Source organism: Dactylosporangium sp. CA-139066 (assembly GCF_050936175.1).
In the GTDB taxonomy this organism is placed as follows: domain Bacteria; phylum Actinomycetota; class Actinomycetes; order Mycobacteriales; family Micromonosporaceae; genus Dactylosporangium.
Map to the genome: position 1 here is coordinate 1,705,894 of NZ_JBNJNH010000001.1, position 24,117 is coordinate 1,730,010.

Genomic DNA, 24,117 nt, shown 5'->3' on the forward strand with positions numbered 1-24,117 from the left:
CGGAGGCCCGATGGACGGGGAGTCCCCCTTGCGGCGCGCCACCTTGGCCGACGTCGCCCGGCTGGCCGGCGTCTCGCCGGCGACCGCATCGAAGGTGCTCAACGGGCGCAGCGACGTGTCGCCGAGCACGCGCGAGGTGGTCCTCGGCGTCATCGCCGAGCTCGGCTACCGGCCGACCGCGGCGCGGCGGGACGCCCGGCGCGGCCGGAGCCTGGTCACGGTGGTGGACCACGTCGAGTCGCGCTACGCCGGCACCGTGCTGCAGTCGATCCTCGTGGCCGCCACCGCCGTGCAGGCCGACCTCGTGCTGCACCTGCCGCCCGCCGAGTGGACGGCCACCGGGCGCACCGCGGCCCACGCCTGGGTCGCGCAGCTGCGGGAGTCCGGCGTCGTCGGCCTCATCGCGCTCGCCACCGCCGTGCCCGACGCGGTGCTGCGCGCCGGGGAGGACGCGCAGCTGCCGATGGTGGCCATCGACCCGATCGACACGACGGACTCGCGCGTCGTCAGCATCGGCGCCACGAACTGGGCCGGCGGGCGCTCCGCCACCGAGCACGTCATCCGGCTCGGCCACCGCCGCATCGCCTGGATCGGCGGGCCGCCGGGCTCGGCTCCGTCGGCGGAGCGCTTCCACGGGTACCAGGCCGCAATGCACTCGGCGGGCCTCACCGCCGACCGCGCGCTGGTCTGGCACGACGCGTTCTCCGTGGACGCGGGCCTCAAGCACGGCCGGCACGTGCTGACGCTGGAGCAGCCCCCGACCGCGATCGTGGCCGGGAACGACGAGATCGCCATCGGGGTGTTCGCCGCGGCCAAGGAGCTCGGCATCGCGGTCCCGGCCGGGCTGTCGGTGACCGGGTTCGACGACACAGCGCAGGCGGAGTGGACGACGCCCCGGCTGACGTCGGTGCGGCAGCCGCTGGCCGGCATGGGCCGGATGGCCGTCGAGACGGTCCTCGACATGGCTGACGGCGTCCAGCCCGTGTCCCGCCACCTCGAGCTGGCGACGACCCTGAGCGTGCGCGACTCGACCGCCCCGGCCCCGACGCCGTGACGCCCGCCTGACCCTATGCCGCTGTGGTAGCCCGGCGCCTCGTCGCAGCCGAGCGCCCGCAGCGCCGCCATCGCGCGCTCGGACTCGATGCCCTCGGCGACGACCCGCAGGTGCAGCCCCTTCGCCAGGTCCACCATCGTGCGCACGATGTGCGCGTCCGGCCAGGCCCGCGGCGCGCGTGGAACTTACACGCCATTCAAGCGGAATCCACGTCTTTCAATCTCTTGGCGTTGACCGGCAAACATCATACGAAATACTTTCCGACGACTTCGTCAGGAGAGGACAAAGCCGATGAATGCCGTGCCCGCTCGCCCGAGACGCCGAACCGGCGGCCGCGCCAGGCTCCTGCTCGGCGGCGCCCTCGCCGCGGCGCGCGCCGTGACGTCGGTCGCCCTCGCCACATTCGCCCACGCCGACCTCAGCGGCCCCACGGGCACCACGCTGAAGTCGGCCGCCGAGCGCAGCGGCCGGTACTTCGGCGCCGCCATGGGCGCGGACCGCCTCAGCGACTCGGGCTTCCTCACGATCGCCAACCGCGAGTTCGACATGATGACCGCCGTCAACGAGATGAAGCCCGACGCGACCGAGCCCTACAGCGGCCAGTTCACCTTCACCTCCGGCGACGCGATCTACAACTGGGCCACCCAGCACGGCATGCGGGTCCGCGGCCACACCCTGGCCTGGCACGGCCAGCAGCCCCGGTTCTGGGCCAGCCTCAGCGGCAGCGGCCTGCGCGCCGCGATGATCGAGCACATCAACGGCGTGATGACCCACTACAAGGGCAAGCTCGCCTACTGGGACGTCGTCAACGAGGCCTTCAACGAGGACGGCAGCCGCCGCCAGTCCAACCTGCAGGCCACCGGCAACGACTGGATCGAGGTCGCGTTCAAGACCGCCCGCAACGCCGACCCCTCCGTCAAGCTCTGCTACAACGACTACAACATCGAGAACTGGTCCTACGGCAAGACCCAGGGCGTGTACCGAATGATCCAGGACTTCAAGTCCCGCGGCGTCCCGGTCGACTGCGTCGGCTTCCAGACCCACTTCACCGGCGGTAGCTCGCTGCCGAGCAACTTCCAGCAGACCCTGGCGAGCTTCGCGGCCCTGGGCGTGGACGTGGCGCTGACCGAGGTCGACGTAACCAACGCGTCGACGTCGCAGTACGCCGGGCTCACCCAGGCCTGCATGGCCGTACCTCGCTGCGTCGGCATCACGACGTGGGGCATCCGCGACAGCGACTCGTGGCGCGGCAGCGAGAGCCCGCTGCTGTTCAACAGCAACAGCAGCCCGAAGGCCGCGTACACCTCCGTGCTCAACGCCCTCAACTCCGCACCCACCACGGTGCCGGGCACGAGCACACCGCCGAGCAGCCCCGCGCCGAGCAGCCCCGCGCCGAGCAGCCCGTCGCCGAGCACGGCGAGCAGCCCGCCGCCGTCGAGCGGCCCGCCAGCCGGCTGCACCGCGACGTACCGCCTGGTCAACGGCTGGGGCGGCGGCTTCCAGGGCGAGGTCACCGTGGCCAACGGCTCGGCGCCCATCAGCGGCTGGACCGTCCGGCTGACGCTGGCCGGCGGCCAGTCCCTCGCGAACATCTGGAACGGCGTCAACTCCGGCACCAGCGGCACGATCGCCGTCCGCAACGCCTCGTACAACGGCTCGGTCGGCGCGAACGCCACGACCACCTTCGGGTTCCTGGTCAACGGCAGCACCAACACCGCGCCGACCGACCTCTCGTGCGCGGGCAGCTAGTCCGACACCCCGTCGCCCAGGGCCCGGGGGCGCCGTCCCCGGGCCCTGGGCGAAAGCAAGAGGGTTCCGGAATGCGCTACGCGAGGTCTTCCCGACCACCCGGGAACAGCGCTGCTGCCGGTGCTGATCGTGGCCACCAGCGGGGACAAGCCGCGTAGCCGCACGCTGTAACCGCCGACCTTGCCTCGCCGCGCCGGGTAGCAGCGGCGTGGCCGCAGCGAGGGCGGTCAGCAGGTCCCGGGCGGCGGCCTCCAGCTGCAGGGCGTGGCCCCAGGTGAAGAACCGCAGGAACGACCCCAGTGTCGAGGGCGCGTACACCCGGTCGAACAGCGTGGCCATCCCGCCGTGCCGCAACACGTCCACGTCGTCGATGCTGTCCGCGCCGGCAGCCTTGCCGCCCGGGTTCGACCCCGTGGACAGGTCCGGACGCACCCGCGCTGCGACCAGCCGGGCCAGATCGACCTGCTCGGCCAGGCCCATCACTCCTATCTTTCCAGGTCAGGGGGCATTTCCCGTACCCTCGCATCTCACGACGTCACCGCCGGTCGGTGGATCGAGGCTAAGCAGATTGCCCTACCCACGTCGACGGGAACCCGACACCTCAGGTGCCGCGCGGTCGTCGCCAGCTCGCATCGAACGACAGGAATAAGGATGTCGCCCGATGCCCGGTCACGACGCTTAGCGGCACCGTGGTGTGTCAACGGGGTTCGCCACGCGGACCAATCGACGAAGGGACAACGACATGCGTACCATCCTCAAGCGACCGCTGACCGGCGCCATTCTCGCCGTCACCGCCATCGCCGCGACGCTCCTCGGCGCCGGCGCAACCGCGGCCCACGCGGCGACGACCGACTGCCCGCGTTACAAGTTCGCCAGCAGCCAGCTGGACATGAAGGTCGAGACGAGGTACTGGCCCTGTCGGCCGAGGGCCGCTCGAACGGACAGATCGCGGCCACGCTGTACATCAGCCCGAAAACGGCAAGCGTCCACGTGTCGAACATCCTCGCCAAGATCGGCGCCACCAACCGCACCGAAGCGGACCACTCGTCACCACGGCACAAAGGGATCGAGCCCCGCCGCGTCGTGCTCGCGACCAGGGCCGAGGACGACAGACGGATCGTCGGGTCCTTTATCGACGGCGCCGTGCAGCGGCTCGTGGGGACCTGAGCGGCGGCGGGATGACCTGGACGTGACGCCGTTCAGGCCGCCGTCGTGGTCAGCTCACGGTACTCGGCGGGCAGCTGGGACAGCGCGTGCCGCAGGTGCGCGCCGTCGGTCGCCTGGCTGAGCGTGGTCAGCACCGCCCGGACACCGCGTGTGACCTCCTCTTTCTTGAGGCCCGTGCGCCGGCTCAGCTCGCGGACGAAGTCGCCCAGCGGCACCGGATGCGCCCCGCCGTCGTGCCGCGGGGGGAGGTTGCCGGCCAGATCCTCCGGAAGGTCGATCGCAAGCTCGCGGAGTTCGCCGCCGCTGAGCTGTTTGCCCACTTCCGCCAGCGTGGCGCGGATGAGGTCCGTGGCCTCTTCCTTGGCCAGACCGGCCTGGTCCGCCACCACCGTGGCGAGTGCCCGCTCGTCCATCGTCGTCCCCCTCGCTCTCGCTGCAATGCTGATGGCGGGGAGGCCATGGTGCGTCCCTCACCCGGGGTGAAATGGGTCAGTGCCGGTCCGGCGTTGCCGCGACGACGTACGGGAACTTGTCGGTCCGAAGCGACGCGTTGGTCGACGGCTTCAGGCCGGTGGTGCCGTGCCGAGGACAAGGGAGAACATCGTCTCGGGCGCGTTGTCGGCGAGCGCCCGCCCGTCGACGCCGGCGAAGCCGAACGTGCCGGTGTGCCGATCGTGTACGGCAGGAACGCCAACGCTGGTCAGTACGCGCAGCGGTCTCGGCGCGCTGCTTTGCGAACTGCTGCCGCCCGCGCTCGCGGACCGCGCCGTCCTGCCGGTCAGCCTGCGCGACAGCGATGACGAGGCGCGCTGGGCCCACCACGTCGCCGCGGTACTGGCCGATCCACGCGCCGCGTTCGCCGCCGCGGAACTCGTGCGGCGCATGGTCGTCGCCCGACGCACCCGGCGCTCCGCAGGCCAGCGGCTCCTTGAGGCCTGGTCGTCGTCCATCGTGGACAGTCCCGGGGATCGCGGCGTCCTTCCGGACCCATTCGGCGGCGGACAGCTTGCTCATCGGGGCGACCGCCCGGTTCGCCACGAGGGCGAACAGGACCCGTTCCATGTTCGTGGTGAACCGTCGCGCGTCGGTGGCGGTGCGCACGGCGGTGGCGACGTCGAGGCGCTGCCATAGCTGCTCGAGGAGCCACACCGACCCGATCGTGCCGGCGTCGATTACCTCCAACGGTGCCGCGCCCGTGACCGCGCCGGTCTCGGCGCCTGGATCGGCGTCGCAGGGTTCTGGGAAGTGGCGTGTCAGTAGGCGGCGGCCGTGGGCTCGATCTTCAGCAGCAGCGTCCTCAGGGCGTCCTCGCCGCCGGGGCCTAGTAAGGTGGCGACCTCGTTGGCGAGTTCCTGGACGGCCACGGCTATGACCGTGAGCGCTTTGCGGCCGGGGTCGGTGACCTCCAGGGCGTAGCGGCGGCGGTCGTGCGGGTCGCGGCCGCGGCGTACCAGGCCCGCCTTGACCAGTTCGTCCACGAGCTGCGAGGCGGCCGGGCCGGTGATGGCGAGGACCTCCGCCAGTTCCTGCTGCGCGCAGGGGCCGGCGGCGACGAGCGCCGACAGGGGCCGGTAGAAGCGCAGGCGAAGTCCGGTGCCGGCGAGCTTGTCGTCGCCCTGGCGGCGCAGCCGGAGGTCGGCCTGTGCCACGAGGTTCTCGGTTCCCTGCACCAGCGGGCGGGCCGACTCGGGCAGCAGCCGGGCGAGCAGCGCGTCGAGCCGGGCGGTCTCCTCGCGGGTGAGCGCGGATGTCAGGCGCGCGCCGCGCTCCTCGACGGTGAGGCGTCGGTCCTCCAGGACGGCCCGGCCCCGGTCGGTGAGGGACAGCACGTACTGGCGGCGGTTGCCCGGGTCGCGGGTGCGCCGGACCTCGCCGCGCTCCTCCAGACGGTCGATGACCTGGACCATGATGGTCCGGTTGATGCCGAGACGTTCGGCGAGGTCGACCTGCGACGCCCAGTCCTGGCCGCCGAGGGCGTCGAGGATGAGGAAGTCCCGGGAGTCGGCGGCGGCGCAGTCGGCGGCGTCGGAGGAGAACTTCGCGCGGACGCCGCGCAGGACGAAGAAGACATTGCCCGCGAGCGGCTCGGGGAGCGCTTGCGAAAGCTCGGTGGTCCGCTCGGTCGGCGTCACGGCAACCGTCGGCTCGGCTCGGTTCGCCGGTTCGCGGACCTCGTAGCGTCTACGCGGCAAGACAGCACCTCCCGCCAAAGTATAAATCCCCTGCGGCCGCCGCCCACGCCGACGAATTTCGCGCGGGAGGTCCGGCGGCGGGCGCCGGCCGCCGGGTTTCTGCCGGAACAGGCGGCAAGCCATCAACGGATGTCACGAATACGTTTTCCCATCCCTTCCGGCAACGCCTCGCAGGCGTGAAATGGGCCCGTGGACAAGTTTGACGTCGGGGCCCGACCCTGACGGGTCACGCACTGTTGCCTTGAGCACGCCGGTCAGCATTTCGGTTCTCGACCGTGGGCCCCCGGGCTTCCCGCCATGTTCGCCCCGACAGGTGATGGAGGATCGGCCGCGGTGGTCAGTGAGCCCGAGGAGGTGGTTGAGGTCATTTTCGGTAAGCGGGTTGACGGTCGCGAAGACGGTGTGTCACGCTAGGGCTGCGTAGCGCAGTCTGTGCGCTGAAACCAACGCAGCAAACCCCGGGCCTGAGGGCCGCGGGGTTTTTTTGTGCCCTGTTCTTCGTCGCGGTGCGTTCCGGCGCCGACGCCCGCCCGCGACGGCGTAGGCCGAAATCCGACTGTCGATCACAGCGACGACAGACGATCAGGAGGAGATCACCATGCGGGTGCTCATCGTGGTTGCCCCGGTAACCGCCCATCTGTTCCCCAGCGTTCCGTTGGCGCAGGCGCTGCAGAGCGCGGGGCACGAGGTGCGCGTGGCCAGCAACACGTCCATGGGCGACCGGATCAGTGGGGCCGGCCTCACCGCGGTCGGCATCGGTGACGACACGCCGGCGCCGCCGAACGTCTCCAAGGAGGATCTCGACCGGTTCACCGAGGCGCTCGGATTCGAGCCCGGTTCCTGGTTCGACCGAATCTGGCAGGCGACCGGCTTCTACACCATGGGCAGTTGCACGCGGGTGCACCCGGACGCCGACGGACGGGCGCTGCTCGCCGACAACCTGGTCGCGTTCGCCCGGCAGTGGCGCCCGGACCTGGTGGTCTGGGATCAGGCCAGTCCCATCGGGGCGATCGCGACGCGGGAGGCCGGGGCCGCGTCCGCCCGGCTCATGTGGGGCCCCGACTACTTCGGCTGGGTCCACTGGCGGCTCACCGAGCGGATCGCGCGGGGCGAGTTGCAGACGAACCCGCTCGCCGAGATCCTGGCGCCGGTCTTCGAGCGGTTCGACTACGACTACTCGGAGGACCTGTTGCTCGGCGACTTCACCGTGGACCCGAACCCCATGCAGCTGCCCAGGCCGGCGGGGCACCACGCGGTGCCGATGCAGTGGGTGCCGTACACCAGCTCCGCTCCGGTGCAGGAGTGGCTGTTGCAGCCGCCGTCGCGACCCCGGGTCTGCCTGTCGCTGGGCGTCACCGCGCGGACGTTCTTCGCCGGCCGGGACGAGCGGGTCGCGGCCGTGTTCGACGCGGTGGCCGACATGGACGTCGAGGTGGTGGCCACGGTCAACGCCGACCAGCTGGGGGACGACTCGAAGGTCCCGGACAACGTGCGGATCCTCGACTACGTCCCGCTGACGCAGGTCATCCCGAGCTGCTCGGCGGTCATCCACCACGGCGGCTACGGCACGGCCTTCACCGCCGGTGCGCACCGGGTGCCCCAGCTGACCGTCATGGAGGAGTGGGGCAGTGCCCTGTGCGTCACGCCTTACCTGGAGGCCCGGGGTGCGGGCGTGACCATCCACGCTGACGGCCTGACCGCGGAGAAGGTGCACCACGAGCTGTCACGGCTGCTGACCGAGCCTGAGTTTCAGCAGGGGGCCGCCAGGGTGCAGGCGGACCTGGCCGGCGCACCCAGCCCGACCGAGATCGTCCCGATTCTGGAGCGGCTGACGGCGCAGTACCGAACCCGGGACTGACCGGAATGGACGTGGTCGAGACCCGGGTGCCCGGCGCGTTCGTCTTCACTCCACAGCTGATCCGCGATGAGCGGGGCGCGTTCTTCGAAGCGCTCCGCTGCGACCGGGTCGAGGCCGTCATCGGGCGTCAATTCCGGCCCGAGCAGATCAACTATTCGGTGTCGCGGCGCAACACGCTCCGCGGCATCCATGGCGTGGCCGTACCGCCGGGGCAGGCCAAGTACGTCACGTGCGTGCGCGGGGCGCTCCGCGACATCGTCGTGGACCTGCGCGTGGGCTCGCCCGCCTTCGGTGCGTACCACGTGACCCACCTCGACGCCGAGTCCGGCCGGTCCGTGTACGTGCCCGAGGGGGTGGGGCACGGATTCCTGACGCTCACCGACGACGCCTGCATCTGCTATGTGGTCTCCACGCGGTACGTGCCGGGCACCCAGATCGACATCAACCCCGTCGACCCCGACCTGGCGCTCCCGTGGGGCTTCACCGAGCCACCACTGATCTCGGAGAAGGACGCGCGGGCGCCGGGGATGCGCGAGGCGCTCGCCGCAGGACTGCTTGCGAACTGGCGGGACGCCGAGCTGCAGAGCACCTACGGCAGGCACTGAGATGGAAGTGGGGCAGGCAGACATGCAGATGGAGCAGGAAAAGCAGCAACTGCTGGAGATGGTCCGCAAGTACCACCGGGAAGCCACGGCCGGCGCCGGCTTCGTCCCCGGCGTCACGGAGATCTGGCCGTCCGGCGCGGTGCTGGACGAGGACGACCGCGCGGCGCTGGTCGAGGCCGCGCTCGACATGCGCATCGCCGCCGGGCCCAGCGCCCGCAAGTTCGAGTCGCAGTTCGCCCGCCGGCTGCAGCGGCGCAAGGCGCACCTCACCAACTCGGGGTCCTCGGCCAACCTGCTGGCGCTGTCGGCCCTCACATCCCCCGCGCTGGAGGACCGGCGGCTGCGGCCCGGCGACGAGGTGATCACGGTGGCCGCCGGCTTTCCGACCACCGTCAACCCGATCCTGCAGAACAGGCTGGTGCCGGTCTTCGTCGATGTGGAGCTGGGCACGTACAACACCACGGTTGATCGGGTCGCCGCGGCGATCGGGCCGCGGACCCGGGCCGTGATGATCGCTCACGCGCTGGGCAACCCGTTTCCCGCCGCGCAGATCGCCGAACTCGCCGCGGAGCACGAGCTGTTCTTCGTGGAGGACAACTGCGACGCCGTCGGTTCGCTGTACGACGGGCGGCTCACCGGCACCTTCGGCGATCTGAGCACGGTGAGCTTCTATCCCGCGCACCACCTCACGATGGGCGAGGGCGGCTGCGTGCTCACCTCGAGCCTGGCCCTGGCCCGCATTGTGGAGTCGATGCGCGACTGGGGGCGGGACTGCTGGTGCGAGCCGGGGGAGAGCGACAAGTGCCTCAAGCGGTTCACCTACCAGATGGGCTCGCTGCCGAAGGGCTACGACCACAAGTACATCTTCTCCCACGTCGGATACAACCTGAAGGCGACCGACCTGCAGGCCGCGCTGGGCCTGACGCAACTTACCAAGCTGGAGCAGTTCGGTGACGCGCGCCGCCGCAACTGGCGGCGGCTGCGCAACGGCCTGGACGGCATCCCCGGCCTGATCCTGCCCGAGCCGACCGCGGGCAGTGACCCGAGCTGGTTCGGGTTCGTCATCACGGTGGACCCGCAGGCGCGCTTCACCCGGGGCGAGCTCGTCGCGTTTCTCGAGGAGCGCAGGATCGGCACCCGGCTGCTCTTCGCCGGGAACCTGACCAGGCACCCGGCCTATCTCGACCAGCCGCACCGGGTGGTCGGAGAGCTCACCAACAGCGACATCATCACGCATCAAACATTCTGGGTCGGCGTCTACCCCGCGCTCACCGAGGAGATGCTCGACTACGTCATCGCCTCGATCCAGCAGTTCGTCGGCGCCCGTGGCTGAGTGCGCCGGTCCCGCGATGTTGCGCTGCCCACGTTAGGGAGTCCTTCCATGTCCCAGAACACCGTGCTGCGTCCCCGCGCCGACGTCGAGCTGCCTGGCCGGCTGGCGAATTCGCTCATTACCTCGCAGGGCGCGATGCTGCGCACCGAGGACTTCCTCGGCTGGCTGGCCGAGAACCGGCGGGCGCACGCGTTCCGCGTCGACCGCATCCCCTTCACGGAGCTGGACAAGTGGTCCTTCCAGCCCGGCACCGGCAACCTGGTCCACGACAGCGGTCGCTTCTTCACCGTCGAGGGGCTGCACGTCGCCACCGAGGTCGGGCCGCGCACGGAGTGGTACCAGCCGATCATCAAGCAGGCCGAGGTCGGCATCCTCGGGATCCTGGTCAAGGAGATCGGCGGGGTCCTGCACTGCCTCATGCAGGCCAAGATGGAGCCGGGCAACCCCAACCTGCTGCAGCTGTCCCCGACGGTGCAGGCGACCCGGAGCAACTACACCAGGGTGCACGAAGGCTCCCCGGTGCGGTACCTGGACTATTTCCTGCAGCCGGGCCGGGGCCGGGTCCTTGCCGACGTGCTGCAGTCGGAGCACGGCGCCTGGTTCGACCGCAAGAACAACCGGAACATGATCGTCGAGGTCGACGACGACATCGAGCCGCACGACGACTTCTGCTGGCTCACCCTTGGACAGATCGGCGAACTGCTGCACCGGGACAACGTGGTCAACATGGACGCCCGTACGGTGCTGGCGTGCGCCCCGATCGGGGCATTGGACCCCGAGCGGGCGCGCGACCCGTTCGCGGCGGCGCTGCGCCGGTCCCGTCACGGCGGGGCGTTGCACTCCGACGTCGAGCTGTTGTCGTGGTTCACGGCCGAGCGGGCGCGGCAGAACGTGCGAGCCGAACGGGTGCCGCTGGCCGGACTGCCCGGCTGGGTCAAGGGCACGCACTCGATCGACCGGCCCGACGGTCGGTTCTTCCGGGTGGTGGCGCTGTCGGTGCAGGCCGGCAGTCGGGAGGTGAGCCGGTGGACCCAGCCCTTGATCGAGCCACGCGGGCTGGGCATCGTGGCATTCGTCACCCGGCGGTTCGACGGGGTGCTGCACGTGCTCATGCGGGCCAGGGCGGAGGCCGGCTTCCAGGACAAGCTGGAGCTGGGACCCACCGTGCAATGCGTGCCGGGCAACCATGACGAGCTGCCGGCCGAAGAGCGCCCGGCCTTCCTCGACCTGGTGCTGTCCGCCGACCCGTCGGTCGTGCGGTACGAGGCGGTGCACTCCGAGGAGGGGGGCCGCTTCCTGAACGCCGAGAGCCGATACATGGTGCTGGAGCCCGGGGAGGACCAGGTTCCCCTCGACCCGCCGCCCGGGTACTTCTGGGTCACCGTGGGCCAGCTGACCTCTCTGGTATGCCACAGCAACTACGTCAATGTGCAGGCCCGCAGCCTGCTCGCGTGCCTGAACGGGATGCTGGCGAGGGCGCAGTGAGCCCGGGTCACGCGGCGACCGTGCGCATCGGCGTGCTCGGCTGCGCCGACATCGCGCTTCGCCGGATGCTGCCCGCGATCGCCGCGCGGCCCGGCGTCGCGGTCGCGGCGATCGCCAGCCGCGACCCGGCCAAGGCCGCGGAGCACGCCCGCAGGTACGGCTGCCGCGCGGTGAGCGGCTACGCAGAGCTGCTGGACCGCGACGACGTGGACGCGGTGTACGTGCCGCTGCCGACCGGGCTGCACGCCGAGTGGGTGGCGGCGGCGCTGCGGGCCGGCAAGCACGTGCTGGCGGAGAAACCGCTCACCACGGACGCGGCGCGGACCGAGCGGCTGCTCGCCGAGGCCGCCGCGCGCGGCCTGGTGCTGATGGAGAACGTCATGTTCGTGCACCACGCGCAGCACGGCGCGGTGCGGCGGCTGATGGCCGCGGGCGCCATCGGCGAGCCGAGGTCCCTGCATGCCACGTTCGCCATCCCCAAGCTGCCCGATGACAACATCCGCTACCGGCCCGAGCTCGGCGGCGGCGCCCTGTGGGATGTGGGCGTCTATCCCGTCCGCGCGGCCCTGCACATCTTCGGTCCGGACCTGCGGGTGGCCGGCGCCGTGCTGTCGGCGGGTTCCGCCCGTCGGGTGGACATCTCGGGTGCCGCCCTGCTGGCGACCCCGTCGGGGGTGACCGCGCAGCTCAGCTTCGGTCTCGAGCACGCATACGTGTCGGCGTACCAGGTGCGCGGCAGCGCGGGCCACATCACCGTGGACCGGGCCTTCACTCCTCCCGCGGACGACGTTGCGGTGCTGCTGGTGACGCGCGGGTCCGTGACGGAGGAGGTCCGGCTCGCCCCCGACGACCAGGTCGGTAACACCGTGGACGCGTTCGCGCAGGCGGTGCGGGCCGGCAATTACCACGATCCCGACTGCCTGCGGCAGGCGCGGTTGCTGGACGCAGTACGGGCCGCGGCCGACGGGGTACGGCACGACGACCGGGCCCCGACCGCAATCTGACGATCGGCCGACCCAACTGGACGCACAGGAGATGACGTGAAGGCCCTAGTTCCTTCAGGAGGTGCGGGAACCCGGCTACGGCCGATCACGCACACCTCGGCAAAGCAACTCGTACCGGTGGCGAACAAACCCGTGCTCTTCTACGGACTGGAGGCGATCGCCGAGGCCGGGATCACCGAGGTCGGCATCGTGGTGGGCGACACGGCGCAGGAGATCCAGCGGGCCGTGGGCGACGGATCGGCCTTCGGGCTGAACGTCACCTACCTGCCGCAGACGGCCCCGCTCGGCCTGGCGCACACGGTGCTGATCGCACGCGATTTCCTGGGCGACGACGACTTCGTCATGTACCTCGGGGACAACTTCCTGATCGGCGGCATCGCTGAGCTGGTGGAGCGGTTCCGCCGGGAGCGCCCCGCCGCCCAGGTCGTGCTGACGAAGGTGGCCGACCCGCGCGCCTTCGGCGTGGCGGAGCTGGACATCGAGGGGCGGCTGATCGGCCTCGAGGAGAAGCCCGAGCAACCCAAGAGCGATTTGGCGCTGGTCGGCGTCTTTCTGTTCACCGCGGCGGTGCACCCGATCGTGGCGGACCTCAGCCCCTCCGACCGGGGCGAGCTGGAGATCACCCACGCCATCTCCGGGCTGATCGACGCAGGCCACCCGGTAGCCGCGACGATCACCGAGGGCTACTGGAAGGACACCGGCAACGTCGCCGACATGCTGGAGGTCAACCGGCTCGTCCTGGAGGGGATGGAGCCCGAGCTCGCCGGCGTGGTGCATGACTCGGAGCTGATCGGCCGGGTGACCGTCGCGCCGGGCGCGGTGGTGCGGGGTTCGCGCATCGTGGGCCCGGTCATCATCGGGGCGGGCTGCGTCGTGGAGGGCTCGTACCTCGGGCCGTTCACCTCGGTTGCCGAGGACTGCCGGATCATCGACAGCGAGCTGGAGTACTCCGTCGTCCTTCGGGGAGCCGCGATCCACGGCGTGCGGCGCATCGAGGCGTCCCTCATCGGCCACGAGGTCGAGGTGACCCCGGCGCCGCGGATGCCCCGCGCCCACCGGCTGGTGCTCGGCGATCACAGCAAGGTGCAGATATGCGCGTACTCGTAACCGGTGCCGCGGGTTTCATCGGATCGGCCTACGTGCGGGAGCTGCTCACCGGTGCCTACCCGGCCTGGAAGGGCGCCGAGGTGACCGTGCTCGACCTGCTCACCTACGCGGGTAACCGCGCGAACCTGGCCGCGGTGGACGGGCAGTTCACCTTCGTGCACGGCGACATCGGCGATCCCGCGCTGCTGAACCGGGTGGTCCCGGGGCACGACGTGGTGATCAACTTCGCGGCGGAGTCCCATGTGGACCGTTCGATCGCGGGGGCCGCCGACTTCGTGCGCACCAACGTCCTCGGGGTGCAGCGGCTCTTCGACGCCTGCCTGAGGGCCGGGGTCGGGCGCGTCGTGCACGTCTCGACCGACGAGGTGTACGGCTCCATCGGCTCCGGCTCGTGGGACGAGACCGCGCCGCTGGCGCCGAACTCGCCGTACGCCGCCTCGAAGGCCGGCGGCGATCTGCTCGCGCGCGCCTATCACGTCACCCACGGGCTGCCGGTCGTCATCACCCGGTGCGGCAACAACTACGGGCCTTACCAGTACCCGGAGAAGGTCATCCCGCTCTTCGTGACCCGGCTGCTCACCGGAGGCACGGTGCCGCTGTACGGCGACGGCGGCAACGTGCGGGACTGGATCCACGTCACCGACCACTGCCGCGGAATCCAGGTCGCGGCCGAGCGTGGTGCCGTCGGCGAGGTCTACCACATCGCGGGTACCTGCGAGCTGACCAATCTGGAGCTGACGGACCGGCTCCTGGCCGCGTGCGGCGTGGGCTGGGACAAGGTTGAGCGGGTGCCGGATCGCCTCGGCCACGATCGGCGCTACTCCCTGACCGACGCGAGGCTGCGGGCGCTCGGCTACGCGCCCCGGATCTCGTTCGAGGAGGGGCTGGCCGACACCGTTCGCTGGTATGCCGAGCATGCCGCCTGGTGGCAGGAGACGGGACGGTGCTGACCCGGCGGCCGGTCGTCGCGGTCCTGGGCGCCACCGGCTCCATCGGCATGCATCTGGTTTCGGCCTTCGAGGCGAGGGGCTACCGCGTCCTCGCGGTAGCCCGGAAGCGTTCGCCGCTGGTCGCCGGGTGCGAATTCATCGAGCTGGATCTTTCGGCGACCCCGAGCGCGGAGATCGCGCGGATCCTGACCGCGGCCGATGCCCCGCTCATGGTGAATGCCGCGGGCGGCTGGCTGGCGTCGCTGGAGGAGAACCGGCTCGCTCACGTCGAGGTTGTCGAGCGCCTGCTGGGCGCCGCCGCGCTGATGCCGGCTCCACCGCGGTTCGTCCAGATCGGGTCCATCCACGAATACGGGCCGGTGCCGCACGGGGCGGTGATCGACGAGTCGTTCGAGCCGAAACCACAGACCCCGTACGGACTGACGAAGCTGGCCGGTTCCAATGCCGTGCTGCGGGCGACCCGGGCCGGGCATGTGCACGGCGTCGTGTTGCGCGCGGTGAACGTGTTCGGCCCGGGCGCGGCGGGCGGCAGCTTTCTCGGCTCGGTGGTGCGCCGGCTTCGCGAGCTTCCGGCCGGTGACCGGCTGCGGCTCAAGGTGAGCCGGTCGGAGCGGGACTTCGTCGATGTGCGGGATCTGGCCGATGCGGTCGTGCGGGCGACGGAATCCGCGGTCACCGGCCGGGCCGTCAACATTGGGCGGGGCGAAGCCCTCGACATGCGCCGGATGCTCGAGCTGCTCGTCGTCGAGGCCGGGCGCGACCCTGGCGCACTCGAGCTGTTCAGCGGACCGGTCGATTCGAAGGGCGGGGATTGGACACGGGCCGACGTCCGGCTCGCCAACCGCCTCCTGGGCTGGGCGCCGACGACCTCTGTCCGGCAGTCGTTGCGGGACATGTGGGAGGCCGCCGCCGAACGCTGACGGCCCGGCCCTCTCGTGCGCCGACCCATCCAGCAAGCCCCGGCGCCGGACGGCCGCGGGGCTCTTTCGTGCTCTTTCCGGGCCTCGGCGCAGATCGCCGACGGCAACACCGCATACATCCATGTGTTCGGCGGCGCCCGCACGCGGGGGCGCAGTCGGCCTGACAGGAAGAAGGAACCGGCATGACCGACACCACCACGGTCGCCTCGGCCGAGAAGCAACGGGAGGTCGTCGACCAGATCTGGCTGGTCGGGCTGAACCAGGGCGACCTGTCCATCGCGGACAAGCACCTGACGCCCGACTTCCGCAACCACGGCAGCCACGACGACTCGCTCACCGGACCCGAGGCGTTCAAGCTGACGATCCGTAAGCAGCGCAGCGGGTTCAGCGACATCCGCTACGAGATCCTCGACTTCCTCTCCGAGGGAGACCGGGCCTGTGTGCGGTGGGTGATGCACGGCCGGCACACCGGGATGTTCCTCGGCGTGCCGCCGACCGGCAAGATCGTCGAGCACCACGCGATCCTGATCCTGCGGTTCGAGGGCGAGAAGGTCGCCGAGCGCTGGGGAATCGTCGACAACTTCGCCCTGCTGAACTTCCTGCGCGGCACGCGACCCGGTGGCCCGGGTGGTCCCGGTGGCCCGGGCGTGGCCGCCGCGCCGCCCCGGTCGGCCGGGGCCGGACCGGCCGGCCCGTTCGGCAGCGCGCCGGTGGGCCTGTGGTCGGGCACGGCGACCTACGAGGGCAAGCGGGACGAGTACACCATCGGCTTCAACGAGAACGGCGCGGTCGAGCTGCGCAGCAGCGAGAGCACCGGCGTCGGGAGCTGGTGGGTGACCGGCGATGACGAGTTCCGGTACAGCGTGCGGGAGATGTTCACCATGGACGCCTCCGGTGCCCCGCCGGAGAAGGTGATCCCGGGCGCCGCATACGTGCAGATCGACATCACCGCCCGGCGCGACGGCGGCACGTTCACCGGATCCGGCACCGCCTCGATCCGCACCAAGGACGGCCGGCTCATCCACTCCGCCACGGTCCAGACCGTTGCCCAGCAGGTGCCCACCAGCTGAGTCACCCGACCATACGACGACTGGAGAACGCTATGGATTGGGACGTGATCGTCGTCGGCGCCGGCCCGGCCGGGCTGACGCTCGCCGGTGAACTGCGGCTCGCCGGCATCCGCGTGACCATCCTGGAGAAACTGGCCGAGCCGACCGGGCAGTCCCGCGGCCTGGGCTTCACCGCTCGCACGATGGAGGTGTTCGACCAGCGCGGGCTGCTCGACCGCTTCGGCGAGGTGGAGGTGTCCAACCAGGGCCACTTCGGCGGCCTGCCGCTCGACTTCGGGCTGGTCAGGGGGGCCAACTTCGGGGCCAAGAACGTGCCCCAGGCGCGCACCGAACAGATGCTGCAGGAGTGGGTCACCGACCTCGGCGTCGAGATCCGCCGCGGCCACGAGGTGACGGCCGTGCGCGAGGACGGCGACGTCGTCGTGGTGACGGCGGACGGCCCGGACGGCCCAGGCACCTACCGTGCCGCGTACGTCGTCGGCTGCGACGGCGGCCGCAGCACCGTACGCAAGGTCGCCGGATTCGATTTTCCCGGCTCGCCGGCCACGATGGAGATGTTCCTGGCCGACATCCGCGGTGTAGAGCTGCGGCCGCGGATGATCGGCGAGACCGTGCCCGGCGGCATGGTGATGGCCGGCCACCTCGGCGACGGGGTGGAGCGCATCATCGTCTGCGAGCGCGGCACGCCGCCGCGGAAGCGGACCGAGCCGGTGCAGTTCCCCGAGGTCGCCGCCGCCTGGCAGCGGTTGACCGGGGAGGACATCAGCCACGCCGAGCCGGTGTGGCTGAGCTCGTTCGGCGACGCCACCCGGCAGGTTTCGCAGTACCGCCGCGGCCGGGTTCTGCTGGCCGGCGACGCCGCCCACATCCACCTGCCGGCCGGGGGCCAGGGGATGAACGTCAGCATCCAGGACGCGGTGAACCTGGGCTGGAAGCTGGCCGCCGTGATCAACGGGTGGGCGCCATCCGAACTGCTCGACACCTACCACAGCGAGCGGCACGCGGTCGGCGCGCGACTGCTGATGAACACACAGGCACAGGGGCTGCTCTTCCTCACCGGCAGCGAGCTGCAGCCGCTGCGCGATCTGATGAGCGAGCTGATGCAGTACGACGTCGTCCGCCGGCACCTGATCGGCATGGTCAGCGGCCTGGAAATCCGCTACGACGTCGGTGCGGGGACGCATCCGCTGCTCGGTCTGCGGATGCCGAACGAGAAGGTCATCACCGATTCGGGCGTGGAGCAGGTGTACCGGCTTCTGCACCGGGGCCGCGGGCTGCTGCTCGACGTCAGCGGCGACCCGGCGACCTCGGCACCGGCCGCGGCGTGGGCCGATCGGGTGGAGGTGGTCCCGGCCCGGCTGAACGGCGACGGCGAGGACGGCGTGCTCGACGGCGCCGCCGCCGTCCTGATCCGCCCGGACGGGTACGTGGTCTGGGCGGCGCCGGACGGTGGCGACCTGACGACGGCCCTGCGGCGCTGGTTCGGCGAGCCACTGACGCCCGTCGCCGGCGGATGAGCGTGGGCGGCGACGAGATCCGCGCGCTCGCCGACCGGTTGGCGGTCGGCGAACTGTGCGACAGGTACCTGCTCGTCCTCGACGAGGGCCGGTTCGACGAGTCGTGGGCCGCCGGTGTCTTCACCGACGACGTCGAGCTTGCCTTTCCGCCGGGCACCCACCACGGGCTGGCCGGCCTCGACGCGTTCACGGCGACGTTCATGGGGCCGTGGGCCCGGACGCACCATCACACCGGCAACTACCTCATTGATCTGGACGGCGACCAAGCGGCGTTCACCTGCCCGGTCATCGCCACGCACGTCCATCCGGGCTCGCCGCCGCCACCGGCGCCGGCCAACCTGTTCCGCCTCGGCGGCTGGTTCTCCGGCACGGCCGTGCGCACCCCGTCCGGCTGGCGCCTGAATCGGCTGGCGTTGCGCGTCACCTGGACCGTCGGTTCCGGCGCGCCGGCCATCGTCGCCACCATGACCGCCGCCCAGCGCGCCGGTTGATCCGTATCCCGCAGAGAAAGGCGAGACGATGAGCAGATTCGACAACCGTACGGCGTTGGTGACCGGGTCCAGCCGGGGCATCGGCCGGGCCACGGCGGAGCGGCTCGGCGCGGGCGGCGCGCTCGTGGCCGTCCACTACGCCACCAACGGCGACGCCGCGCAGGAGGTGGTGGACACCATCCTCGGCAACGGCGGCCGCGCCTTCGCCGTGCAGGCGGAGCTCGGCGTGCCGGGGGACGTGGACACGCTCTTCGCCGGCCTGGAGGCCGGGCTGAAGACGCACAACGGTGGCGACGTCCACCTCGACATCCTGATCAACAACGCCGGCGTGATGGGTGGCGTGCCGCCCGAGGAGACCACCCCGGAGCAGTTCGACCGGCTGATCGCGGTGAACACCAAGGCGCCGTTCTTCATCATTCAGCGGGCGCTGACGCTCATGCCGGACGGTGGCCGCATCATCAACATCTCCACGGGCCTGACCAAGTTCGCTAACCCCGGCGAGCTCGCGTACGCGGTGAGCAAGGGCGGCGTGGAGATGCTCGCCCTGCACCTGGCCCGGCACCTCGGCCCCCGGGGCATCACCGTGAACAGCGTTGCGCCGGGGATCACGCGTAACGACAACCCGGTGTTCGGTATCCCGGCCGCGGTCGAGCAGATGGCGCAGCTGTCGACGTTCGGACGGGTCGGTGAGCCGGGCGACGTGGCCGACGTTGTCGCGTTCCTGGCGTCCGACGAGGCCCGCTGGATCACCGGCGCCTTCGTCGACGCCACCGGCGGCACGCTGCTGGGCTGACCGGTACGACAGGACCGGCCGGGCGGAAGCCCTCCGCCCGGCCGACCCGCCTTGACGGTTTGAGGGAGCGGACATGCAGACGACCGGGTGGACCCCGCGTCTTTGGGCGCTGGTGCTCGTGCTCTCCGGCAACATGTTGATCGACGCGCTGGAGGTGTCGACGAGCGTCGTCGCGCTGCCGTCGGTCGCCGGCGAATTCCGGCTGTCGCCGGGCGCCTCCGGCGCCGTGATGATCGCCTTCGCTTTGGGCTTCGGCGGTTCCATTGTCGCGGGTGGACACCTGATCGCTCGCTTCGGGCGCCGCCCCGCATACCTGTGGGCGATGGTGGCCTTCGTCCTCGCCTCGTTCGCCGGGGGACTGGCCCCCGACCTGCCGACGCTGCTCGCGACGCGGGTGGTCAAGGGCATCTGCGTGGCGCTGACCGCACCGACCGGCCTGGCCATCATCGCCGCCGTCTTCCGCGAGGGGCCGGGTCGCGCCCGCGCGGTGGCGGTCTACTCGCTCTTCGCAGCCAGCGGCTTCTCCGCCGGCCTGGTGCTGGCCGGCCTGCTCACGGAGGTGAGCTGGCGGTGGGCGCTGGCGTGCAGCGGCCCGGTGGCGCTGATCCTGCTCGCCTTCGCGGCGCGGTTGATCCCGCCGGACGGACCGTCCCTGGCCGCCGCGTCCCGCGCCGTGCCGGCCGCCTTTCCCCCCTCGCTCTGGCGCTCCGCGGCCGGCGGGGCGATCCTCAACGGCACGTTCTGGACGTTCCTGCTCGTCGTCACGTTCCAGGCCCAGACGGTGCAGGGGTGGTCCCCGGCCAGAACCGGCCTCGCGTTGCTGCCTTCCAGCCTTCCGGTCGTGTTCTGCACGCCCTACGCGACCCGCCTGCTCGGCCGGTTCGGACCGGGTCCGCTGATCGCGGCCGGCAGCGCCGCGGCGTGTGCCGGTTACGCCTGGTATTTCGTGGCCGGCGGCCGGGCCGGGTTCGGTACGGCTCTGCTGCCGGCCGCCGTGCTGGTCGGTGTCGCGTTCGCCGCGTCGTTCGCCGCGCTCAACGCCCAGGCGATGGCGCAATGCCCGCCGGGAGCGCAGCAGCGATTCGGCGGCGTCTTCCAGACCGCCGTGCAAGTCGGCGGCGCGACGATGCTCGTCCTCGCCGCGCTGGTGACCGGAGCGCGTTTCGCCTCGACGCTGACGCTGATTCTCGCGGTTGCCGTGGCGGGCTTCTCGGTAGCTCTTGCGGGCGTCCTAGTCAGTAAAGAGAAAGGAACGAAGCAATGGTCCTCGAACCTCTGAAGGTCGCGATTCTGGTCGGCAGCATGCGCGAAGGACGGCTGGCTCCGCAGGTCGCCGGCTGGTTCGTCGAACAGGCAGGCCAGCGTGCGGACATGGTCCTGGACGTCATCGACATCGTGGACTATCCGCTGCCGAACAGCCTCGACGAAAATCATCCGATGTCGGTCCAACTGCGTCCCCGGCTGCTCGCCGCGGACGCGTTCGTGCTCGTCGTTCCCGAGTACAATAGAAGCATCCCCGGGCCATTCAAAACGGTGATCGACTTTGGCAACAAGGAGTGGGAGGCCAAGCCGGTCGGCTTCGTCAGTTACGGTCTGAGCATGGCCGGCGGAGTGCGGGCCGTGGAACACCTGCGACAGATTTTCGCGGAATTCAACTCGGTCGGCATGAAGGACGTTGTGATATTTCCAAGGATTTCCGAGCACTTCGTCGAGCATCGTTTCAGCCCCGATCCGGCGGCCGGGGCGGCGGCCAAGATCATGCTTGACCAGCTCGCGTGGTGGGCGAACGCGCTGCGTGATGCCAAGGTCAGGCATCCCTATGGCACTTGATCTGGGCATTGGCGGCATCGGGGCCGGTTGATCCGCGGCGGGCCGTGGTGATCCGGCCGCGCCGAGTACCCTTGAGTCGGCGTGCTACCGGTGCCGATCGGCTACACGTACTCGGAACGGTTCCGAAGCTCCGGGCTGCCGGGTTTCACCTTTGCCAAGAATCGGCGATCTTCCGGCAATCTCTTGCTTGCCGATGGATCGTCGGGGATAATTATCTTGGTCCGGTCGCGGGGGGTACGCATGCTGGTCTTGAGAACACGCCGAAATTCGGTCACGCTGCGGGCGCCCGTCAGGCCGTCCACGACAAATGTGGACCTGCGGTGATGAGCACATCGACCGAGATGTTGCGGATTGGTTTGATCGACGACCGGCCGCTGTACCGCGAGGGACTCAAGGAGATTCTCGTCGCAATCGACGACTTCGCGGTCATCGGGCAGGCGGACGACGTCGATCATGCGGCGGACATCATGCGCGACGAAAAGCCCGACGTCATCCTCCTGCAGGTGCGATCATCGGATGGCGTGCCGACGGCCGCCGTGCGGCAGCTGCGCGCGTCATTTTCCGATTCGCGGATCATCATACTGGGCATGGACGATTGCCCTGGGGTGATTTATTGCCTGTCGAGTCTCGACATCAGCGGATACTTGACCAATATTACCAGACACGGTCTTGTCGCCGCCATTCGATGCGTCGTAGAAAGCGACAACTCCGTATTGTTGTCGGTTTCCCGGGAGGCGCTCAACCAAATGCCCGCGGTCCCGTCGGCGCGGCCAACGCTGACGCCGCGCGAGCTGGAGATCCTCTCGCTGACCAGTCAGGCGCTGAGCAACACGCAGATCGCGCGGCAGACGTTCCTGTCCGAGGCCACGGTGAAGCGCCACCTGCGCAACATCTTCACCAAGCTGGGCGCGGTGTCCCGCATAGACGCGGTCAACAAGGCGGTTGCGGCGGCCCTGCTGCCCCCGCCGCCACACGGCACCACGGTCGCATCCGAATGATCCGCGCAGCGCTCGGACCGGGCAGCCCGCAGCGGCGACTGCCGCCGCCATCGGAACGTCCGCTCTGCCGTGCGGGAGTCCGGCGACGTACCTCGCGGCTCAGCGCCTCCGGGGCCCGGGCCGCCGCGTCAGCCACGCCGAGGGCCACGGCCCGGGCCGCGCCGGCGAGCAACCGTCGACCGCCTGCGGGTAATGCGTGAGGGAGGGAAAGGCCGCGAGCACGCGGCCGCCTCCCGAAGGCATCCGGTGAGCTCATCGCTGCCGCGATCTTCCGTGCTGCGCGGACGGACATGGCTGCTCCCGTTCACCGGACTCGTGGCCTGGCGGTTGCCGGCGTTGCAGAGGTGAAGATCGAGCTGCGCGGTGCCCCGTTCGGTGGCGTACGCCGCTCCGGTGGCTCCGGCCTCCGGCCCGGGTGGGGCCGTCGTCATGTGGTGCTCATATTGATGTGTTCGGCAACCGTTGGGACGACCAACAATAACAAACCATTCGTCGTACTAACAGATCCGTGGGATCGATTTATGGAAGTTCCCCACGCGGACTCGACGCCGGCCCGGCTCGGCGGGCTCACCAGTTGGTTGCTGACGCAGGCGGCCGAGCACGCTGGACGGCTCGTCGCGGACGGATTCGCGCGTGCCGGGGCGCGGGGCTACCACTACCGGGTCCTCGCCGCCCTCGACGAGTTCGGGCCGGCCAGCCAGGCCACCCTGGGCCGGCGCAGCGGCATTCACGTCAGCGACATCGTGGCGACGGTGAACGAGCTGGCGACGACGGAGCTGGTGGGGCGGGCGCCCGACCCGGTCGACCGGCGGCGCAACGTCATCACCATCACGCCGCTGGGCGGCGAGCGGCTGGCCCGGCTCGACGGGCATGTGCGCGGCGTCCAGGACGCCCTGCTGGCGCCGCTGTCCGAGGACGAGCGCGCAGAGCTGCGGCGGCTGCTCGGCCGGCTGCTCAGTCACCACGAGGCGAAATCGAAGCGGGACGCCTGACGGCGTCCCCGTGCCCCGACTGGATCTCAGGCGACCCGCGCCCGGCGGGCCGAGTCCTCCAGGAGCACCAGGACCTCGTCGAGGTCGTACTCGGCCCGGCCCGGAGCGCCGTAGCGGGTGAGCTTGCCGCGGCTCGCCCACTTGCGGATGGTCGCCTCCGTCACCCCGGCCGCCAGTGCGGCCAGGTCGGTGGGCACCAGCCGGCGCCGCGCGGTCATCGGGTCGCCGCCGCGCCGGCCTTGGTGTGGCCGAGCCGCCGGATCAGCAGCAGCCACTCGCTGGGTGACCAGCGGTGTCCACGGTCGCAGGCCACGTCGCCCGGCACCGCGTTGCGGCGCGGCATGGCGTAGACGGTTCCGTCGCATCCCGAGCGATCGCACGCGCCGACCTCGATGCGGCCGGCCGCGGGCGGGTCGATGGCCTCTTCGGCGGCGCGGGCTACGGCCGTCAGCTCGGCGAACGCGTCCCGGGCGGCATCCTGGCCGGCCAGCCACTCCATGTGGGCGAGCAGAAACCGCGCCAGGTCGGGCACGGCTCGCCGGGGGCGTTGCGCGATCGTCCGCCGGTCGGCGACGTACGCCGCCCAGGACGACGTCACGCTCAGCATCGCGGCGCGCGCGGACACCAGGGCCGGGTTCAGCGACACTCCGGTCGGCAGCGCCCCGCGTGCCCGTTCGGGTCCGGACCGGCGCGGACCGGTCAACAGGTCCTCGCAGTCCTGGTATAGGCCGGGCAGGCGCGCCACCGCCGCGCTGAGCCGCCGGCGGCAGTCCGGACAGATCCGGCTTCCGCGTGCGGCGCCCGTCCAGGTGGCCGACCGGCCCGCTGCGACACGGCAGCGTTCCACCACACATTCGTCCTGCGTCATCTGAGGGTTCCTTCCTGGTCCGCCCGGGCATGCGGCAGGCGGGCCACCTAACATGCCCGGGCGCTTCGTCGGTGCCGGCGGATCAGGTGGGCGGCCGTCGGGGACGAGCCATTCGGTGAAAACGGCCGATAGGT

Annotated in this window: 23 protein-coding genes and 4 pseudogenes; 21 read left to right on the forward strand and 6 right to left on the reverse strand. The window is 70.7% G+C overall.

The window, feature by feature from the left end:
- Positions 1 to 10: 10 nt before the first annotated feature.
- Entirely contained in the window at positions 11 to 1,054 is a 1,044-nt protein-coding gene (locus ACQEVU_RS07825) for a LacI family DNA-binding transcriptional regulator (RefSeq protein WP_433321868.1), read from the forward strand.
- 35 nt (positions 1,055 to 1,089) lie between these two features.
- Here ACQEVU_RS07825 and ACQEVU_RS07830 read toward each other — a convergent pair.
- A pseudogene (locus tag ACQEVU_RS07830) lies at positions 1,090 to 1,200 on the reverse strand (EAL domain-containing protein); the annotation flags it as partial.
- A gap of 145 nt (positions 1,201 to 1,345) precedes the next feature.
- On the opposite strand from ACQEVU_RS07830, the gene ACQEVU_RS07835 reads away from it, so the two are divergent.
- From ACQEVU_RS07835 to ACQEVU_RS07845, 3 genes and pseudogenes are all read left to right on the forward strand, one after another.
- Positions 1,346 to 2,803 (forward strand): endo-1,4-beta-xylanase, encoded by a 1,458-nt coding sequence (locus ACQEVU_RS07835; RefSeq protein ID WP_433321869.1) that lies wholly within the window; start codon positions 1,346 to 1,348, stop codon positions 2,801 to 2,803.
- Between the two features lie 651 nt (positions 2,804 to 3,454).
- A pseudogene (locus ACQEVU_RS07840) lies at positions 3,455 to 3,781 on the forward strand (hypothetical protein); the annotation flags it as partial.
- A 12-nt stretch (positions 3,782 to 3,793) separates the two neighbouring features.
- Entirely contained in the window at positions 3,794 to 3,970 is a 177-nt protein-coding gene (locus tag ACQEVU_RS07845; protein ID WP_433335360.1) for a hypothetical protein, read from the forward strand.
- 32 nt (positions 3,971 to 4,002) lie between these two features.
- On the opposite strand, the gene ACQEVU_RS07850 is transcribed toward ACQEVU_RS07845, so the two are convergent.
- Complete coding sequence (locus tag ACQEVU_RS07850; protein ID WP_433321870.1) at positions 4,003 to 4,383, reverse strand: DUF2267 domain-containing protein; 381 nt, start codon at positions 4,381 to 4,383, stop codon at positions 4,003 to 4,005.
- Between the two features lie 250 nt (positions 4,384 to 4,633).
- Between ACQEVU_RS07850 and ACQEVU_RS07855 the strand changes: the two are divergent.
- Positions 4,634 to 4,837: pseudogene (locus ACQEVU_RS07855) on the forward strand (hypothetical protein); the annotation flags it as partial.
- A gap of 56 nt (positions 4,838 to 4,893) precedes the next feature.
- Here ACQEVU_RS07855 and ACQEVU_RS07860 read toward each other — a convergent pair.
- A pseudogene (locus ACQEVU_RS07860) lies at positions 4,894 to 5,221 on the reverse strand (IS1634 family transposase); the annotation flags it as partial.
- Between the two features lie 2 nt (positions 5,222 to 5,223).
- On the reverse strand, positions 5,224 to 6,162 hold the full coding sequence (locus ACQEVU_RS07865; RefSeq protein WP_433321871.1) for a MarR family transcriptional regulator: 939 nt from the start codon (positions 6,160 to 6,162) through the stop codon (positions 5,224 to 5,226).
- 598 nt (positions 6,163 to 6,760) lie between these two features.
- On the opposite strand from ACQEVU_RS07865, the gene ACQEVU_RS07870 reads away from it, so the two are divergent.
- The 16 genes from ACQEVU_RS07870 to ACQEVU_RS07945 all read left to right on the forward strand — a co-directional run bounded on the left by ACQEVU_RS07870 (position 6,761) and on the right by ACQEVU_RS07945 (position 23,115).
- Positions 6,761 to 8,020 carry a nucleotide disphospho-sugar-binding domain-containing protein gene (locus ACQEVU_RS07870; protein WP_433321872.1) on the forward strand — a complete coding sequence of 420 codons (1,260 nt, stop codon included), beginning with the start codon at positions 6,761 to 6,763 and terminating at the stop codon, positions 8,018 to 8,020.
- A gap of 5 nt (positions 8,021 to 8,025) precedes the next feature.
- Positions 8,026 to 8,625: a dTDP-4-dehydrorhamnose 3,5-epimerase family protein gene (locus tag ACQEVU_RS07875; protein ID WP_433321873.1), complete on the forward strand. Its 600-nt coding sequence runs from the start codon at positions 8,026 to 8,028 to the stop codon at positions 8,623 to 8,625.
- 28 nt (positions 8,626 to 8,653) lie between these two features.
- The gene (gene rfbH / locus ACQEVU_RS07880) at positions 8,654 to 9,958 is read left to right on the forward strand and encodes a lipopolysaccharide biosynthesis protein RfbH (protein WP_433321874.1); all 1,305 of its coding nucleotides are present in this window, start codon (positions 8,654 to 8,656) and stop codon (positions 9,956 to 9,958) included.
- Positions 9,959 to 10,006: 48 nt separating this feature from the next.
- The gene (locus tag ACQEVU_RS07885) at positions 10,007 to 11,443 is read left to right on the forward strand and encodes an NDP-hexose 2,3-dehydratase family protein (protein ID WP_433321875.1); all 1,437 of its coding nucleotides are present in this window, start codon (positions 10,007 to 10,009) and stop codon (positions 11,441 to 11,443) included.
- A complete protein-coding gene (locus tag ACQEVU_RS07890) occupies positions 11,440 to 12,447 on the forward strand; it encodes a Gfo/Idh/MocA family protein (RefSeq protein ID WP_433321876.1) in 1,008 nt (335 codons plus the stop codon). Before ACQEVU_RS07885 ends, ACQEVU_RS07890 begins: the two co-directional genes overlap by 4 nt.
- A gap of 36 nt (positions 12,448 to 12,483) precedes the next feature.
- Positions 12,484 to 13,554: a glucose-1-phosphate thymidylyltransferase gene (locus tag ACQEVU_RS07895; protein ID WP_433321877.1), complete on the forward strand. Its 1,071-nt coding sequence runs from the start codon at positions 12,484 to 12,486 to the stop codon at positions 13,552 to 13,554.
- Positions 13,539 to 14,504 carry a dTDP-glucose 4,6-dehydratase gene (gene rfbB, locus ACQEVU_RS07900; RefSeq protein WP_433321878.1) on the forward strand — a complete coding sequence of 322 codons (966 nt, stop codon included), beginning with the start codon at positions 13,539 to 13,541 and terminating at the stop codon, positions 14,502 to 14,504. Before ACQEVU_RS07895 ends, rfbB begins: the two co-directional genes overlap by 16 nt.
- The gene (locus ACQEVU_RS07905; RefSeq protein WP_433321879.1) at positions 14,480 to 15,424 is read left to right on the forward strand and encodes an NAD-dependent epimerase/dehydratase family protein; all 945 of its coding nucleotides are present in this window, start codon (positions 14,480 to 14,482) and stop codon (positions 15,422 to 15,424) included. The genes rfbB and ACQEVU_RS07905 overlap by 25 nt, the downstream gene beginning before the upstream one ends.
- A gap of 182 nt (positions 15,425 to 15,606) precedes the next feature.
- Positions 15,607 to 16,494 carry an ester cyclase gene (locus ACQEVU_RS07910; protein ID WP_433321880.1) on the forward strand — a complete coding sequence of 296 codons (888 nt, stop codon included), beginning with the start codon at positions 15,607 to 15,609 and terminating at the stop codon, positions 16,492 to 16,494.
- 32 nt (positions 16,495 to 16,526) lie between these two features.
- Positions 16,527 to 18,011: an FAD-dependent monooxygenase gene (locus ACQEVU_RS07915; protein WP_433321881.1), complete on the forward strand. Its 1,485-nt coding sequence runs from the start codon at positions 16,527 to 16,529 to the stop codon at positions 18,009 to 18,011.
- Positions 18,008 to 18,502: a nuclear transport factor 2 family protein gene (locus ACQEVU_RS07920; protein WP_433321882.1), complete on the forward strand. Its 495-nt coding sequence runs from the start codon at positions 18,008 to 18,010 to the stop codon at positions 18,500 to 18,502. Before ACQEVU_RS07915 ends, ACQEVU_RS07920 begins: the two co-directional genes overlap by 4 nt.
- A 28-nt stretch (positions 18,503 to 18,530) precedes the next feature.
- Positions 18,531 to 19,295, forward strand: coding sequence for an SDR family oxidoreductase (locus ACQEVU_RS07925; protein ID WP_433321883.1), 765 nt, complete (start codon positions 18,531 to 18,533; stop codon positions 19,293 to 19,295).
- Positions 19,296 to 19,368: 73 nt separating this feature from the next.
- The gene (locus ACQEVU_RS07930) at positions 19,369 to 20,574 is read left to right on the forward strand and encodes an MFS transporter (protein ID WP_433321884.1); all 1,206 of its coding nucleotides are present in this window, start codon (positions 19,369 to 19,371) and stop codon (positions 20,572 to 20,574) included.
- Positions 20,556 to 21,125 (forward strand): NADPH-dependent FMN reductase, encoded by a 570-nt coding sequence (locus ACQEVU_RS07935; protein ID WP_433321885.1) that lies wholly within the window; start codon positions 20,556 to 20,558, stop codon positions 21,123 to 21,125. The genes ACQEVU_RS07930 and ACQEVU_RS07935 overlap by 19 nt, the downstream gene beginning before the upstream one ends.
- A 323-nt stretch (positions 21,126 to 21,448) precedes the next feature.
- A complete protein-coding gene (locus ACQEVU_RS07940; protein ID WP_433321886.1) occupies positions 21,449 to 22,123 on the forward strand; it encodes a response regulator transcription factor in 675 nt (224 codons plus the stop codon).
- A gap of 521 nt (positions 22,124 to 22,644) precedes the next feature.
- Positions 22,645 to 23,115: a MarR family winged helix-turn-helix transcriptional regulator gene (locus tag ACQEVU_RS07945; protein WP_433321887.1), complete on the forward strand. Its 471-nt coding sequence runs from the start codon at positions 22,645 to 22,647 to the stop codon at positions 23,113 to 23,115.
- A 26-nt stretch (positions 23,116 to 23,141) separates the two neighbouring features.
- Here ACQEVU_RS07945 and ACQEVU_RS07950 read toward each other — a convergent pair whose 3' ends face one another.
- Positions 23,142 to 23,333 (reverse strand): hypothetical protein, encoded by a 192-nt coding sequence (locus ACQEVU_RS07950; RefSeq protein WP_433321888.1) that lies wholly within the window; start codon positions 23,331 to 23,333, stop codon positions 23,142 to 23,144.
- Positions 23,330 to 23,818, reverse strand: a complete 489-nt coding sequence (locus ACQEVU_RS07955; RefSeq protein ID WP_433321889.1) for a hypothetical protein — start codon at positions 23,816 to 23,818, stop codon at positions 23,330 to 23,332. The genes ACQEVU_RS07950 and ACQEVU_RS07955 overlap by 4 nt, the downstream gene beginning before the upstream one ends.
- Between the last annotated feature and the right edge of the window lie 299 nt (positions 23,819 to 24,117).

Excerpts from the sequence above, each read along its gene's own strand:
- ACQEVU_RS07825 (WP_433321868.1), top strand. The coding sequence starts at position 11 with ATGGACGGGGAGTCCCCCTTGCGGCGCGCCACCTTGGCCGACGTCGCC.
- ACQEVU_RS07835 (WP_433321869.1), top strand. The coding sequence starts at position 1,346 with ATGAATGCCGTGCCCGCTCGCCCGAGACGCCGAACCGGCGGCCGCGCC.
- ACQEVU_RS07850 (WP_433321870.1), bottom strand. The coding sequence starts at position 4,383 with ATGGACGAGCGGGCACTCGCCACGGTGGTGGCGGACCAGGCCGGTCTG.
- ACQEVU_RS07870 (WP_433321872.1), top strand. The coding sequence starts at position 6,761 with ATGCGGGTGCTCATCGTGGTTGCCCCGGTAACCGCCCATCTGTTCCCC.
- ACQEVU_RS07875 (WP_433321873.1), top strand. The coding sequence starts at position 8,026 with ATGGACGTGGTCGAGACCCGGGTGCCCGGCGCGTTCGTCTTCACTCCA.
- rfbH (WP_433321874.1), top strand. The coding sequence starts at position 8,654 with ATGGAGCAGGAAAAGCAGCAACTGCTGGAGATGGTCCGCAAGTACCAC.
- ACQEVU_RS07885 (WP_433321875.1), top strand. The coding sequence starts at position 10,007 with ATGTCCCAGAACACCGTGCTGCGTCCCCGCGCCGACGTCGAGCTGCCT.
- rfbB (WP_433321878.1), top strand. The coding sequence starts at position 13,539 with ATGCGCGTACTCGTAACCGGTGCCGCGGGTTTCATCGGATCGGCCTAC.
- ACQEVU_RS07910 (WP_433321880.1), top strand. The coding sequence starts at position 15,607 with ATGACCGACACCACCACGGTCGCCTCGGCCGAGAAGCAACGGGAGGTC.
- ACQEVU_RS07915 (WP_433321881.1), top strand. The coding sequence starts at position 16,527 with ATGGATTGGGACGTGATCGTCGTCGGCGCCGGCCCGGCCGGGCTGACG.
- ACQEVU_RS07920 (WP_433321882.1), top strand. The coding sequence starts at position 18,008 with ATGAGCGTGGGCGGCGACGAGATCCGCGCGCTCGCCGACCGGTTGGCG.
- ACQEVU_RS07925 (WP_433321883.1), top strand. The coding sequence starts at position 18,531 with ATGAGCAGATTCGACAACCGTACGGCGTTGGTGACCGGGTCCAGCCGG.
- ACQEVU_RS07930 (WP_433321884.1), top strand. The coding sequence starts at position 19,369 with ATGCAGACGACCGGGTGGACCCCGCGTCTTTGGGCGCTGGTGCTCGTG.
- ACQEVU_RS07935 (WP_433321885.1), top strand. The coding sequence starts at position 20,556 with ATGGTCCTCGAACCTCTGAAGGTCGCGATTCTGGTCGGCAGCATGCGC.
- ACQEVU_RS07940 (WP_433321886.1), top strand. The coding sequence starts at position 21,449 with ATGAGCACATCGACCGAGATGTTGCGGATTGGTTTGATCGACGACCGG.
- ACQEVU_RS07945 (WP_433321887.1), top strand. The coding sequence starts at position 22,645 with ATGGAAGTTCCCCACGCGGACTCGACGCCGGCCCGGCTCGGCGGGCTC.
- ACQEVU_RS07950 (WP_433321888.1), bottom strand. The coding sequence starts at position 23,333 with ATGACCGCGCGGCGCCGGCTGGTGCCCACCGACCTGGCCGCACTGGCG.